This is a genomic window from Spiroplasma endosymbiont of Anurida maritima (assembly GCF_042465095.1).
In the GTDB taxonomy this organism is placed as follows: Bacteria; Bacillota_I; Bacilli_A; order Mycoplasmatales; family Mycoplasmataceae.
Genome location: NZ_CP102059.1, coordinates 5,001 through 19,279, shown reverse-complemented (window position 1 = coordinate 19,279; position 14,279 = coordinate 5,001). Strand labels below are relative to the sequence as shown.

Annotated in this window: 16 protein-coding genes and 5 tRNA genes; 18 read left to right on the top strand and 3 right to left on the bottom strand. The window is 25.4% G+C overall.

The genetic code is table 4. The annotated features are described in order from the left end of the window. From NPX79_RS00120 to NPX79_RS00110, 3 genes are all read left to right on the top strand, one after another. A complete protein-coding gene (locus NPX79_RS00120) occupies nucleotides 1-867 on the top strand; it encodes an ROK family protein (protein ID WP_381415120.1) in 867 nt (288 codons plus the stop codon). A 47-nt stretch (nucleotides 868-914) separates the two neighbouring features. Next, nucleotides 915-2,681 (top strand): excinuclease ABC subunit UvrC, encoded by a 1,767-nt coding sequence (gene uvrC / locus NPX79_RS00115; protein ID WP_381415119.1) that lies wholly within the window; start codon nucleotides 915-917, stop codon nucleotides 2,679-2,681. Nucleotides 2,682-2,749: 68 nt separating this feature from the next. Then, nucleotides 2,750-3,526 carry a hypothetical protein gene (locus tag NPX79_RS00110; protein WP_381415118.1) on the top strand — a complete coding sequence of 259 codons (777 nt, stop codon included), beginning with the start codon at nucleotides 2,750-2,752 and terminating at the stop codon, nucleotides 3,524-3,526. A gap of 48 nt (nucleotides 3,527-3,574) precedes the next feature. On the opposite strand, the gene NPX79_RS00105 is transcribed toward NPX79_RS00110, so the two are convergent. Further along, the gene (locus NPX79_RS00105; protein ID WP_381415117.1) at nucleotides 3,575-4,222 is read right to left on the bottom strand and encodes a lipoprotein; all 648 of its coding nucleotides are present in this window, start codon (nucleotides 4,220-4,222) and stop codon (nucleotides 3,575-3,577) included. 115 nt (nucleotides 4,223-4,337) lie between these two features. On the opposite strand from NPX79_RS00105, the gene NPX79_RS00100 reads away from it, so the two are divergent. The 6 genes from NPX79_RS00100 to NPX79_RS00075 all read left to right on the top strand — a co-directional run bounded on the left by NPX79_RS00100 (nucleotide 4,338) and on the right by NPX79_RS00075 (nucleotide 9,522). Further along, nucleotides 4,338-4,841: a ferritin-like domain-containing protein gene (locus tag NPX79_RS00100; RefSeq protein ID WP_381415463.1), complete on the top strand. Its 504-nt coding sequence runs from the start codon at nucleotides 4,338-4,340 to the stop codon at nucleotides 4,839-4,841. Between the two features lie 142 nt (nucleotides 4,842-4,983). Further along, nucleotides 4,984-5,703: an SDR family oxidoreductase gene (locus NPX79_RS00095; protein WP_381415116.1), complete on the top strand. Its 720-nt coding sequence runs from the start codon at nucleotides 4,984-4,986 to the stop codon at nucleotides 5,701-5,703. Between the two features lie 86 nt (nucleotides 5,704-5,789). After that, nucleotides 5,790-6,509, top strand: a complete 720-nt coding sequence (locus tag NPX79_RS00090) for an SDR family oxidoreductase (RefSeq protein WP_381415115.1) — start codon at nucleotides 5,790-5,792, stop codon at nucleotides 6,507-6,509. Nucleotides 6,510-6,594: 85 nt separating this feature from the next. Further along, complete coding sequence (locus tag NPX79_RS00085; RefSeq protein WP_381415114.1) at nucleotides 6,595-7,314, top strand: SDR family oxidoreductase; 720 nt, start codon at nucleotides 6,595-6,597, stop codon at nucleotides 7,312-7,314. Nucleotides 7,315-7,393: 79 nt separating this feature from the next. Further along, nucleotides 7,394-8,737 carry a hemolysin family protein gene (locus tag NPX79_RS00080; protein WP_381415113.1) on the top strand — a complete coding sequence of 448 codons (1,344 nt, stop codon included), beginning with the start codon at nucleotides 7,394-7,396 and terminating at the stop codon, nucleotides 8,735-8,737. A gap of 8 nt (nucleotides 8,738-8,745) precedes the next feature. Beyond that, nucleotides 8,746-9,522 (top strand): hypothetical protein, encoded by a 777-nt coding sequence (locus NPX79_RS00075; RefSeq protein ID WP_381415112.1) that lies wholly within the window; start codon nucleotides 8,746-8,748, stop codon nucleotides 9,520-9,522. A gap of 50 nt (nucleotides 9,523-9,572) precedes the next feature. Here the strand turns inward: NPX79_RS00075 and NPX79_RS00070 are convergent, their stop codons facing one another. Further along, complete coding sequence (locus NPX79_RS00070; RefSeq protein ID WP_381415111.1) at nucleotides 9,573-10,505, bottom strand: hypothetical protein; 933 nt, start codon at nucleotides 10,503-10,505, stop codon at nucleotides 9,573-9,575. 205 nt (nucleotides 10,506-10,710) lie between these two features. Between NPX79_RS00070 and NPX79_RS00065 the strand changes: the two genes are divergently transcribed. The 6 genes from NPX79_RS00065 to NPX79_RS00040 all read left to right on the top strand — a co-directional run bounded on the left by NPX79_RS00065 (nucleotide 10,711) and on the right by NPX79_RS00040 (nucleotide 11,740). Continuing rightward, nucleotides 10,711-10,794 (top strand) — tRNA-Tyr (locus NPX79_RS00065). A gap of 6 nt (nucleotides 10,795-10,800) precedes the next feature. Next, nucleotides 10,801-10,875, top strand: a tRNA-Gln gene (locus NPX79_RS00060). 6 nt (nucleotides 10,876-10,881) lie between these two features. Next, nucleotides 10,882-10,957: transfer RNA gene (locus NPX79_RS00055), tRNA-Lys, on the top strand. 1 nt (nucleotide 10,958) lies between these two features. Further along, nucleotides 10,959-11,046, top strand: a tRNA-Leu gene (locus NPX79_RS00050). A 76-nt stretch (nucleotides 11,047-11,122) separates the two neighbouring features. Next, nucleotides 11,123-11,196 (top strand) — tRNA-Gly (locus tag NPX79_RS00045). An 82-nt stretch (nucleotides 11,197-11,278) separates the two neighbouring features. Then, nucleotides 11,279-11,740 (top strand): DxFTY motif-containing membrane protein, encoded by a 462-nt coding sequence (locus NPX79_RS00040; protein WP_381415110.1) that lies wholly within the window; start codon nucleotides 11,279-11,281, stop codon nucleotides 11,738-11,740. On the opposite strand, the gene NPX79_RS00035 is transcribed toward NPX79_RS00040, so the two are convergent. Continuing rightward, nucleotides 11,733-12,512 carry a phosphotransferase gene (locus NPX79_RS00035; RefSeq protein WP_381415109.1) on the bottom strand — a complete coding sequence of 260 codons (780 nt, stop codon included), beginning with the start codon at nucleotides 12,510-12,512 and terminating at the stop codon, nucleotides 11,733-11,735. The two genes, NPX79_RS00040 and NPX79_RS00035, sit on opposite strands and share 8 nt — an antisense overlap. Nucleotides 12,513-12,597: 85 nt before the next feature. On the opposite strand from NPX79_RS00035, the gene rdgB reads away from it, so the two are divergent. From rdgB to NPX79_RS00020, 3 genes are all read left to right on the top strand, one after another. Next, entirely contained in the window at nucleotides 12,598-13,197 is a 600-nt protein-coding gene (rdgB, locus tag NPX79_RS00030) for an RdgB/HAM1 family non-canonical purine NTP pyrophosphatase (protein ID WP_381415108.1), read from the top strand. A gap of 19 nt (nucleotides 13,198-13,216) precedes the next feature. Beyond that, a complete protein-coding gene (locus NPX79_RS00025; RefSeq protein WP_381415462.1) occupies nucleotides 13,217-13,741 on the top strand; it encodes a tRNA (cytidine(34)-2'-O)-methyltransferase in 525 nt (174 codons plus the stop codon). A gap of 122 nt (nucleotides 13,742-13,863) precedes the next feature. Beyond that, nucleotides 13,864-14,166 carry a single-stranded DNA-binding protein gene (locus NPX79_RS00020; protein WP_381415107.1) on the top strand — a complete coding sequence of 101 codons (303 nt, stop codon included), beginning with the start codon at nucleotides 13,864-13,866 and terminating at the stop codon, nucleotides 14,164-14,166. Nucleotides 14,167-14,279: the final 113 nt, after the last annotated feature.

Genomic DNA, 14,279 nt, shown 5'->3' with positions numbered 1-14,279 from the left:
ATGCGTATAGCGTTTGATATCGGTGGTATGTCTACTAAAATAGCTGTTGTGGATAACGGTAAAATTATTAAAAAAGATGAAATATTATATCCAAATTATACAAATGGATTAGATTTGTTAAAGCAAATTAAAGAAAAGCTTAACTTATATGTAAAAGATTATAAGTTTACAGATATTTGTATATCTGCTTGTGGAATAATTAACTCTTCAACAGGTGATATTAGCGGATTGTCTGCTGTTAAAAACTTTGAACTTGTTAACTTTAAAAAAGATTTAAAAGAGTATGATTTACCTGTATACGTTGAAAACGATGCAAATTGTGCGGCTTTATACGAACATCACTTTGGGTCTGCAAAAGGGTTTAAAGATGTAGCTTTTGTTGTTATTGGAACAGGAATTGGTGGAGCCGTTATAATTAACGGTAATTTACATAAAGGTAAAAATTTATTAGGTGGTGAATTTGGCTGCATGATAGAAGATATAAAAGGTGAACAATATATCAATACTTCACTATCAGCTTCTGCTAAGACTATTTCTGAACTATATAATAAAGAAAAAAATACTAATATTTCTACAAAAGAAGTTTTTGAGCTATACGATAACGATAAAGTAGCTAAAAAAATAATAGATGCAGTTATTTTTAGTGCAGCTAAAATGATTGTAAATATTTCTTTTGTTATTGATCCAGAACTATTTGTAATTGGTGGTGGTATTAGTAAAAACAATTTATATATCAAAAATATAAATTTAGAGTGTAAAAGACTTTATGAAAAATTAAATATTCCAAAACATTTCAACGTTGTAGCTGCAAAAGGCTTTAACGACGCAAACTTACTTGGAGCATATATTTTGCCAGAAATAAAATAAAAATCACATTTGTGATTTTTTTTATTATTTTTATATAAAATATAGTTATGAATAGTTTAAAAGATAAAGTTAAAAATTTAACCAATAAACCAGGTTGTTATTGATATATTAATAGCAATCAACAAATAATTTATGTGGGAAAAGCCAAAAACATCAATAAAAGAGTATCGCAATATTTTTTAAGTAATATAAATAACAAAACTCGAAAGATGATAAACGAAGCTATTGATATTAATTTTTATGTAACTAATAATGAACTAGAAGCTTTAATCTTTGAACATAATTTTATTAAAGAGTATAGTCCCAAATATAATATTTTATTAAATGATGATAAAACATATCCGTATATTTCGATTGTAGGAAAAAATGATCCTTATTATAAATATTCTAGAAAAAAAATAAAAAATGCTATATATAACTTCGGCCCATTGCCTGATGGTTCTAAAGCTATTCAGTTAATAAAGATTTTTCAAAGAATATTTCCTCTTTATCGTTGTTTAAATAAATCTGAAAAACCATGTAACTATTATTTATTAGATATGTGTTCTGGCGCTTGTTTTAAAAAAGTAGATCAAAATTTTTATAAAGATAATATTAAAAATGTTAAGAAATTTTTTGATGGAGAATCTGATTTCTTGATTAATAAATTAAAAGATAAAATGCAAAGTCTTGCTAAAAATTTACAATTTGAAGACGCTAATAAATACAAGCAACTTATTTTTAGTATTGAAAATTTAATCAAACCACAATTTGTTGATTTAAATAATGAAAATATTAGTCTTGATTTATTTGATTATTTATATGATAACAATACTTTATATTGTATTGTTATCTTCTTTAGAAATGGTCAAATATCTTTAAAAAACCATGAAGTTTTTATGGATGTAGACATTTCAGAAGTAGAGGATATTTTTACACATTTTATAATGACGATATATGATTTTAACAGCATTGGAAATGTGATAAGTATTCCAGAAGAAAAAATAAATAATTCATTAAAACTTTTATATAATAAAAAAATAGATTTTGAGATATATAGTAAATTATTTGAAATTTCTACGACTAATTTATTAGAACTTTCTAAAACAAAAAATATCATTTTACAAAAAGATTTAACAAAACAACAAGCTTTATTAAAACTAAAAAGTATTTTAGATTTTAAAAATGATATATATAAAATAGAGATATTTGATATAGCCAATTATGGAAGTGACACAGTTATTGGTGGGTGTTGTGTTTTTAAAAATGGAGTTATTTCTAAAAAAGATTCAAGATTTTATAATTTAGATAATCAAATAAAAGGGGATGTGCATTTAATTAAAGAAAGTGTTAAAAAACGCTTAAATTCATATCAAAAAACTACGAAAGAGCTATTAGATTTACCAGATTTAATAGTGATAGATGGTGGTAAAGTTCAACTTGATTTTGCCAAGCAAGCTATAAATGAATCAAAGTTTAATATTCCTGTTTGTGCTTTACAAAAAGATAAGAATCACAAAACAGAATTTTTACTTTATGAAGATAAAAAAATAGAGATCAAAAATGATAAAGTTCTTTACAATTTTCTATCTTATATGCAAACTGAAGTGCACAATATTTCTGTTAGCAAATTAAATAATAAATTTAATAAAAATAGTCTAGAATCTATCTTAGAAAGTTTGAAAGGAATTGGTCCACAAACTGTTAAAAAATTATATAACCACTTTAAAACTACAGAAAACATTAAAAAAAGTTCGTTAGAAGAAATAACTAAAATTATTAATTCTAAAACTAAGGCAAATTTAATAAAAAATTATTTGGAAAATATTATATAATATAAAAATAATTTTTTATTTTTAAAATTGTTTAGTCCCTTATACTTTTAATATTAAAGGGGATATTTATGGAGAAAGACAATAATATAATAAATGTTTTAAAAAATATAACATATACAGAAGAGGGTTCAATTAAGTGTGCAATAGCTACAAGTTTATTACACTTTTATGAAAAAGAAGATATAACAAAAATCAATATTAAGTTAGTTGCAAAACATTCAAATACAAGTGTGTCTTCAATAACTAAATTTTGTAAAAACTGTAACTTTACCGGATGAAAAGAACTGCATTATGTTTTAAAAATGTTACAAAATAAACACATCAATAATAATTATATAAATTTGTTTATTAAGAATAATATGTTGTCTAAAAACATTTTTGCATTTAAAAACATAATTTATCAAAATATTAATACTATAAACGATGTTATAAACAAAATACTTTTATCAAAAGAAGTTATCATTGTTAATGATGGTAAGTTTTTAAATACAATTTTAAACTTTTATGATGACTTAAAAAAAATGCATTTTAATGTACAAATTAATAAATTTAATGATATTTTAAAATTTTGTAATCAAGAAGTGGTATCTCCAAATAATTCAGTTTTTATTTTTGTATATGAAGATTGATATAATAAAAATATTTTTCACAAAATATTTAAAAATATAAACTATTCATTTTTTATATATAAACATAATGTTTTTTTATCAGATTACAAAAATAAAGAACGTTTTATTTTTTTAGATAAAGATTTTGAATTATTTAATGAAGACTTGCAAATCAATATTGTATTTTCTTATATTTCTTCTTATTTAAAAAATTATGTAAAACAAAAAAGCGCTTAATATAAGCGCTTTTTTCTATATTTATTTTAAAATTATTATCTACAATTATTATCTACCTGGTGTTATTCATTGTCCTAAAACAATATGTTCTCAAAAAGCATCTAAGAAGGGAACTTTTCCTTCTTCTCCACCACCTTGTTCGCTACCAAAAGCTCCTTTTTCAAAACCAACATATTCACCTTTACGAATATATATAAAGAATGGAACTCCATCGATTCCTAAAGTTGATTTAGTAATTGATTGATCAACTTTTCCGTCTTCTAATAAATTTTCTTCTCTATTTCTTTCTTGGTTAAGAATTCAATCACCTAATTCTTCCCCTCAAGAATCACTTCAAACATCATTTTCATCGTTAGAACCAGTATATAAAAGAGTCGAGTTAACTATGTGATCGATATCTTCATCGATTCCATTTGAATTATAGTATTCTTTTACATTATATTTACTTCCACTTGTTAATTCATCTTTAAAAACTTCACTTGAACTAGATTTATTATCATACATTAAATCTAATGTTAAATCATTAATCTGGCAATTAGGGCATTCAGAAGAACTTACAGCCATGATAAATGTTTCATCATTGTTAACTTTTTTTTCAAAGTCTTTAAAATAATCAGTAGTGCTACATGCGATAACAGTTGCCACAGTTGCCCCAACAATTGTTAATGAAGATAAAACCGATAATATTTTTTTCATTTTAATACTCCTATATTTGTTTTCTTATTTAAAATCTTTTTTATTTTAACATAAATAAAAAATGATAGAATAAAAAAGAGGTGTTTTATGTTAAAAAATATTATAAAAAAAAGATTTAGAAAATTACTTAGAAAAACATTTAGAAATGCAAATTTATTGTTCGAATTTAGCAATGAATTTAGATGAATTAAAACTATCAGGAATGTCGCACTTTTTTCAATTGCAATCACACGATGAGGCTTTGCATCAAAGGCGTATAACAAATTATTTGTTACAAAATAGTGAACAAATATATCGCAAAGGAATTGAATTTAGTTTTTCAAAGAAAAAAACAGGTTTAGATTGTCTAGAAGAATATTTAGAAAAAAGAACAGAATTTTTAAAACTAACAAATGAGTTATGTGAATCTGCAATGAAAAATCAAGATCATTTAACATATAATTTTTATAATTGATTTTTACAAGATTATTATGAAGAAATTGATGAGATTAATACTTTTATTGACAAAATTTATCTTGATGAAAAAAATTACTTTAATGTAAATGAAATGATGGGTAAAAGAGAAGATGTAGCTGTTTCGCCTGTTGTTACACCATTTGCTCCCCATAATTTTGATTAATATATAGTTTATAATTTTTTCAAACAGAAAAAATAAAATATATCATATGTTAACATAGTAATAATGCTGTATTAAATTAAGGTTTAATTCAAAAAAACCTAAAATCATTAATGGCAAAGATTAAAATAAACAAGGAGAATATATGAAAAAATTAATAGCTATTACTGGAGCAAGTTCAGGAATCGGAAAAGCTTTAGCTTATAAATTTGCAAAAGAAGGACATCCAGTTTTATTAATGGCGCGTCGTGTGGAAATTTTAGAAAAATTTGATATCAAGAATAAAGTTTGTGCAAAAGTTGATGTACAAAACTTTGATGAAATTAAAAATGCAGTTAAATTAGCTGAAAAAAAATATGGACCAGTAGATTGTATGATTAACAATGCAGGAATTATGCCATTAGATTTATACAAAGATCAATCATTAGAAGATAAATACAGTACAATGGACATCAATGTTAAGGGTGTTATTAATGGAATTGATGCTGTTTTAAACGACATGATTTCAAGAAAAGAAGGAACAATTATAAACATTGGTTCAATTGGTGGAAGATATGTTTTCCCACAACATTCAGTTTATAATGGTTCAAAATTTGCTGTTAATGCAATTACAGAAGGTGTTAGAAAAGAAGTTGCTGGTTCAAATGTTAGATTTACATTAATTGCACCAGGCATTGTTGATACTGAATTATTATCATTAACAAAAAATCAAGATATTTTAGATGGTTATAAAAACCTTAAAAAGGAATTAAAAGGTGGGTTATCACCAGAAGCTGTTGCTGATACAACTTATTACACATATTCATTACCACAAATGGTTAATGTTAAAGAAATAATCTTTTCACATACAAATGATGGAAACTAATTAGTTTTAAAAAACAAAACTTTAGGTTTTGTTTTTTAATGAAATATAACTTTAAAAATGAAATTATTTAAAATAAAGAGGTAAATATGAAAAAATTAGTTGCTATTACTGGTGCAAGTTCTGGAATTGGAAAAGCTTTAGCTTATAAATTTGCAAAAGAAGGACACCCAGTTTTATTAATGGCACGTCGTGTGGAAATTTTAGAAAAATTTGATATCAAGAATAAAGTTTGTGCAAAAGTTGATGTACAAAACTTTGATGAAATTAAAAATGCAGTTAAACTAGCTGAANAAAAATATGGACCAGTTGATTGTTTATTTAATAATGCAGGAATTATGCCGTTAGATTTATACAAAGATCAATCATTAGAAGATAAATACAGTACAATGGACATCAATGTTAAAGGTGTTATTAATGGAATGGACGCTGTATTAAATGACATGATTTCAAGAAAAGAAGGGACAATTTTTAATGTTTCTTCAATTGCTGGAAGATGAATTTTTCCAAATCATGCTGTTTATAATGGTTCAAAATATGCTGTTAATGCAATTACAGAAGGTGTTAGAAAAGAAACTGCTGGCTCAAATGTAAGATTTACTTTAGTGGAACCAGGTATTGTAGATACAAATTTATTATCATTAACTAAAAATGAAAAAGTATTAAATGACTATAATGCTGGAAAGTGAGCACTTGGTGGTGGTTTAACATCAGAAGACACAGCTGATCTTTGTTATTATATTTATTCATTACCACAAATGGTTAATGTTAAAGAAATAATCTTTTCACATACAAATGATGGAAACTAATTAGTTTTAAAAACAAAACTTTAGGTTTTGTTTTTTAATGAAATATAACATTAAAAATGAAATTATTTAAAATAAAGAGGTAAATATGAAAAAATTAGTCGCTATTACTGGTGCAAGTTCTGGAATCGGAAAAGCTTTAGCTTATAAATTTGCAAAAGAAGGACACCCAGTTTTATTAATGGCACGTCGTGTTGAAATTTTAGAAAAATTTGATATCAAAGATAAAGTTTGTGCAAAAGTTGATGTGCAAAACATTGATGAAATTAAAAATGCAATTAAATTAGCTGAAAAAAAATATGGTCCAGTGGATTGTATGATTAACAATGCTGGAATTATGTTTTTAAACTTATTTCATGAACAACCCTTACAACATAAATATGATATGTTAGATGTAAATGTTAAAGGAGTCATAAATGGGATTGATGCTGTTTTAAACGATATGTTAAAGAGAAAAGATGGAACTATTATTAATATTTCATCAATTGGTGGAAGATGAATTTTTAGAAATCATGCTATTTATAATGGTTCAAAATTTGCTGTTAATGCTATAACAGAAGGTGTTAGAAAAGAAGTTGCTGGTTCAAATGTTAGATTTTCATCTGTTGAACCAGGAATGGTTAACACTGATATTTTATCTAGAACTGATGATAAAGAAATTTTAAAAGATTATAATGATGAAAAATGATCAATTGGTGGTGGATTAACAACTGATAACACTGCAGATCTTTGTTATTATATTTATTCTTTACCACAAATGGTAAACATTAAAGAAGTAGTTATTACTCATACAAACGATGGAAACTAAAAATGTATTATGCTAAATTTTTAATTTTGCAAATATGATATAATAAAAAAAATAATATAAGTTAAGAAAAGGAAATTAAATGGACAGTTTTACCGCGTATGGCATACTTTTGCCTGCAATATTACTATTATTACTTTCTTCGGCCTTTTTTTCAGGTTCAGAAGTTGCACTATCATCAATAAATATTATTAGATTAAAATCTATGGCTAAGCAAGATTTACAAAATAAATCTTTTAAAGTTTCAAAAGCTAGAAAAAAAGCTAAAAGGGTATATCGTCTTGTAAAAGACTTTGATCACACATTGGCAGTTATTCTGATTATGAACACAATGATAAATACGGCAATAGCGACCGTTGGTACCATATTTTTTATATATGTCATAGGTAATGAGGGAGTTGCAACATGAGTTGCTACAATTGTTATTGGACTTATAACATTATTTGTTGGAGAACTTTTGCCAAAACAAATAGCAAAAAGAGATGCAGAAAAATATGCGCTAATAACTAATACTGTTTTATGATTTTTTAAATTTTTAGTATATCCGCTAGCATGAATTCTAAGTGCTGGTTCAAGAAAAAAAGTGTCACAAGTAAGTTCAACAGAAGTCGAACTTCTAGAGTTAATATCAACAATTGAATCTGAAGGTGTTTTAGAGAAAAATGAAAGAGAACTAATATCAGCTGCTGTTACATTTGATGAAAAAAACATCATGAATGTTATGCAAAATCGAAATAAAGTAGAAGTTATTAAAAGTGATTCTACTTGAAAAGATCTGGTATCTCTTTTTAAAACACATAAGTTTACGAGAATGCCTGTTATTGATGAAAGTAAAGATGAAATAATAGGGATTATTAATATTAAAGATGTTTTAGTTAATGTTTTAGAAAACAAAAACACGGACATTGATATTCAATCTATTATGTCCAAACCATTATTTATTTCAAAATACGTTAAATTAGATGAAGCTTTAAAATTGTTTCAACAAGAACAATTTCACTTAGGAATTGTTACACCTAATAAAGATAGTAATGAATATTTGGGAATAGTTTCGTTAGAAGATATTTTAGAAGAACTTGTTGGTGAAATTTATGATGAATTTGATGAGGCTGGTAAAGTTAAAGAAATTGGTCATCACATGTTTTGAATTATGGGAAATACACCACTTAAAACAGTTTTTAGAAAATATTTAGAGTTACCTTTACCAAAATCAAAAGCAAAAAATTTGCGTGCTTGATTTGAAGAGGTAACGGGTAAAAAAATTATTGAAATAGATTTTGATAATCAAGAAGATTTTGTTTATGAAAATTTTGCTTTTAGAATAAATAAAAAAGCAACAAATAAATTAACAAGTAAAAATATAATGTTTGAAATTGAGATCTTAACAGATGAAAATGAACATGAAAGTTTTTTACACGAAGAATAGAGGTTTTTATGGTATCTATTAGAGAAAAATTATTAGAAATTTGTCGAAAAGAAAAGCAAGATACAACAAAAACATTAGCAGAAGAATTATTGAAAAACTATGATGCGAATAAATTTTTAAGTATGAAAAATTTAAGTCTTCGTTGTAGTGTTTCAGAGTCACAAATTACACAATTTTCTAAAATAATTGGATATAGTGGGTACCGTGAACTTGTTTTAAGAATGAAAATTGAATTTGAAACTTATTATGAAAAGCAATTAAAAGCAAAAAACATTTCTATTAATGAAAATTTTCATTTAGTAAAAAACACAATAATTGACTTAATAAATTATGTTGATGTTTTTAAAGATGACGTTATTGGAACAGCTGAGTTATTAAAAGGGATAAAAGGCGGTAAAAGTAACGTATTTTTACTATCTTCATATCAAAATCAAGATATTGCAACATATTTCAATCAGTGATTAATTAATAATAAAATTAACACAATTTTTAACGTAACAAGAGCTTACGATTTTGATGTTGTGCCAAAACTTAATGAAAATGACATTATTTTTCTGTTGGTTTCTGGTCAAGATAATCATACAATTCATGAAATATATAAAAAAGCTATTAAAAAGACAAAGAAAATTGTTGTTGTCACAAGTTTATCTCACGTAGATAAATTTGATAAATTCTTATATCGTATGTTTTTAGATCACAAAGGATTTAAATCTTTAACATTTGAAAAAAGACATCTTTATTTATGATACGTAATCAATCAATTGATATTAAACATTAATACATAAAAAAAATCCCGAAAGGGATTTTTTTATTTATAAAGTTTAAGTTTTTATTATTATGCGTGTTGGTTTTGTGATAATGTTGATTCGTAAACAGGGATGTTTATTTCATAATCATCTTCCTTGCTTCAAATTCCTTTTAGTATTTGACCAACGATAAACATCATCATCATGAAGTAAGCAAATCTTGCGATTAAATACATTAAGGCAAATATTCCGCCATTACTTCCTTCGTTTCTTCCTCCAAATATTTGTAAGAAAGCACTAATTACTTGTAATATCATTAAGAAAGAAGCAATAACTGCGTAAACAGTTGAAATAAATCTTAAATATCCTCCAATAAAACCTTTAGCTTTTAAGTGGTTAATGATGTTTTTACTATAAAACGGTCCAACAAACATTAAGCTAATAGCTGAGATAACTCCTAATACAGCCATTACAATTGTAAAGTTTTGTTCTGAACTTGCGCTAGTAAATTGTTTACTTGCTTCTGGCAACATAGCCATAACGATTGCGATAAATGCCAATGACATTATTGCTCCAGCCATTCATGAACCCCCTAAATATCTAACTATTAGTACTCTAGGGTTTTTTGTGCTCTTTGAGCTTTGGTTTGGTAAACCAGTTATTAAAAATGCAGTTCAAATTGAACCAATGCTTAAGCTTAATACAGCTAAAACTCATTTATTATTAATTAATTCCTCATCTGAACTTGTTATTGCATATTTAGCCATTCCAAAGTTACATATAATTGATGCAGAAAATGTAAATACAACAAACAATAACACGGTAACTTTTCAACCACCTAATTCATCATAAGATCTTATAATGATTTGTTCAAAGAATGCTGCCATAGGGTCTTGAGCTTCAATACTGTCTGTATATTTGATTAATGCATCTAAATAACCACCAATCATGAAGAGACCAACTATTAATCCAAAAATGGCCATAACAGCAATAAATCCTCTTCTAAATTTAAAATTTTTCATTATTTTCCTTTCTAACTACGAATGTATGCAGTTATAATAATAATATAACATATTTACTAACCCCTATATAGTTATATGTTTTTAAAAAAACTTCATACTATTTAATTTTTTTTAAAATATTAGTTGACATTTGACTTTCTATTTTATAGAATAAAAAAGGTTTTAAAAATACAATTTTTTAAAAAACAACCAAACAACGATAAATGGAGGGGTAGCGAAGAGGCCAAACGCATCTGACTGTAACTCAGCTCCTTCGGGTTCGGGGGTTCGAATCCCTCCCCCTCCACCATNTTATTGGGCTATAGCCAAGCGGTAAGGCAATGGACTTTGACTCCATCATGCGCTGGTTCGAATCCAGCTAGCCCAGCCAATAAATCTCTTGTTAGCTCAGATGGTAGAGCAACTGGCTTTTAACCAGTGGGTCGTAGGTTCAAGTCCTACACAGGAGACCATGCCCACGTGGTGGAATAGGTAGACACAACAGACTTAAAATCTGTCGGTCGTTGGCTGNNTGCCGGTTCAAGTCCGGCCGTGGGTACCATTTTTTTTAAATTAATTNNATTGACAACATTATTTTATTAGTGTATTTTAATAAATGTAGTTAGTAAATTATATATGCGGGTGTAGTTTAATGGTAGAACTTCAGCCTTCCAAGCTGACTGTGAGGGTTCGATTCCCTTCACCCGCTCCATTATTAATTGTTTTTTAAAACAATTTTTTTTATTTTTAAAGTAATTTTAAATTATAATTAATAATAGATAAAAGGTGTGTGCATGAAAAATAAAGAAGAATATTTAAAAAATTATATTGAAGAAAATGATGACTTTAATAAACAAAGAACACCATTTTGAAAAAGTATAATTTTTTTATTTTTAGAAGCTATATTACCATTTGTGGCACTTTATATAACAACATCAAACGATATTGCCTTAATTAAAAATTATGGAGTAGGGGCATCAATTGGGTTTGCATTTCTTTTAATTTTTTTAACAACAGCTTTAACAATACTTTTTGTATTTTTTAATTTTCATAAAGAAGATCAGATAACATATGTTTTTGCGACAATATGTACATTGGTTTTATTTTATACTACAAGTTTTTGATTATCTTTGGATCAATTAATATATCGTGCATTAATTTCGATTTTAGGATTAATTATTACGGCTTTAATCGGTTCGATATTATCTAATTTAATAAGAAATTTTAGATTAAAAAAATCTGATATTCCTAACTAGTTAGTTTCTTAATTTTTTCATTATATATATCTAAAAAGATTTCTTTATTAGTTATTTTAAAACAGTATAAAGCTCAAGCGCTTCATAAAACATTTTGATAATATACTCATGCATTTATATATTCTTTTTCTAGTTCATTATAATTACCTAATTGAATTCAATAATTTATATCATCAAGTTCCACAAGAGACTCAGACATAAATGAAGCAATATCAAAATATTTTGAATTTATTGTTACAAACTCAAAATCAATAATCATTATTTTGCTATTTAATAAAACTATATTGTTTCTATTTAAATCATTATGAGAAATAACTAAGTTTTCACTTTTTTGTGAGTCTTCAAGTTTTTGTCAATTAATATTTTTGACCATTTCATTAATAATTGAATATTGTTTATCGTTACTAATTTCCTTTATAAAGATATTTAAATATTCTTTTGGGTTAAAAATACTAATTTTTCCATTAGTTTTAATTTTATGAAGTTTATTTATTTCTCAGAAAACATCTTCAATGATTTTTTTTGTAATTTTTACTTCGTATAAGTTTTTTATGTCTTTTTCTAAAGTATATTTTTCTCAATAAGAATCATTTTTTAATGAAAAAGCAACAGGACGTAAAGTTTTAAAATCATTTTTTGAAATGTTTCAAAAAATTTCTTGATTTTTTTTAAAGAGAAATTTTATATTATTATTTATGGATTCTTTAATGAATAAATTATTTTTTGTATCTATTAATATTTTATTCGTTAATCCCTGGTTACTTATTTTCATTTGTTTCAAGCCTTGCTCATTTTATAAATATTTATTTATATGTATTATAATAAAGATATTAATAATTTAAAGGAAAAATTTAGATATGAATAAAGAAATTTGAGTTGCCACAAGCAATAAAAAGAAAGTAAAAGAGTTTGAATATTTTTTTAAAAATCATAATATAACTGTTAAATCATTGTTGGATTTACCAGAAAAAATTCAAGATATTAAAGAAAATGGTTCAACATATATTGAGAACGCTAACATTAAAGCATTAATGTTAAGCAAGCTAATTGGAAAACCTGTGATTGCTGATGATTCTGGATTAGAAATAATAAAACTAAATGGTTTTCCCGGGATTAAAACAAAAAGGTGGGCAGATCCAATATTTGATGATTCTGTGAAAAATAAAATGTTGTTAAAAAGATGTGAAGAAATTAATAACTATGATGCCAAAGCTGTGTGTGTTATTTCTTATGCTGATCCACTAAGAAGAGTTATAAAACCATTCACCGGTGAAGTTTTTGGAACTTTAAAAAATAATGATAAAGAATATACTGATGCTTTTGGTTTTGATCCTATCTNNTTTTTTTTAGAAAAACATAATAAATTTTTTGCAGATTTTTCAACTGCGGAAAAAAATAAATATTCACATAGAGCAAAAGCAATAAATAGTTTTTTAGAATGATATATTGCTTTATAAAAGTATAAAATAAGGAGTTATTGTGAAAAAAATAAATATAGTTTTATATGAACCAGAAATTGCCCAAAATGTTGGAGCAATAATTAGAACAAGCAAAGCTGTTAATGCTAAGTTACACATAATAGAACCAACAGGTTTTATATTTGATAGCAGATTTTTAAAAAGAGCAAGTGTTAATTATGTAGATCAATCAGACATTGTTTTATATGATGATTGAAGTCAATTTATTAATAAAAATAATAATCCAGTTTTATTTTGTTCTACTAGATATGGTGTAAAAAAACATACAGATTTTAATTATAAAAAACAAATTGATAGTGAAAAAGAAATCTATATTTTGTTTGGCAAGGAATCAACAGGTATTCCAAAAGACATTATCATTAATAATAAAGAAACATCATTTAGAATTCCAATGCATAAAGATGTAAGAAGTTTAAATGTAGCTGTTTCTGTAAGTATTGTGGCCTATGAGGTTGTTAGACAACTAGATTTTGAAAACTTAGAATTATTTGAATACCAAAAAGGAAAAAACTTTATTTTGTAAAATTTTTTTGCATAAAAAAAGCATTTTAGGCGATTCTTGTTTAATAATTTATTTAAGAACTTTAAATGTCGAAATTTATTAATTCCACTTTTTTATTAAAATAATTGGATGGAGAATATAAAATGAATTCAATAATATTTTGTGGTGTCATTGTTGGTGACCATAAAGTTGTTTATAGCAACAAAGATAAAAATAATAAATTAATTGAGTTTAAAGTGAGTGTTAAAAGACCCTTTAAATCAAAAGAAGGAATTTTTGAGTATGATGTTCTTTGCGTCAAAGTATGAATTGCATTAATTGACTTAGATGAAATATTTGATGGTAACATAGTTGCTGTTCGAGGTAGATTACAAAGCTATAGTAAAAGCGAAAACGATCGTATCATATACGAAATAATTGCAGAACGAGTTAACTCCTTAGAATAAGGTATTTTGATTATTTAAAAGCCATTGATAAAATTAAGCAAATTTTTTAAAAAAAATAAAAGTTTTTTTTAAAAAATGCTTGCTTAATTTTTTATATTTTATATACTTAAAAG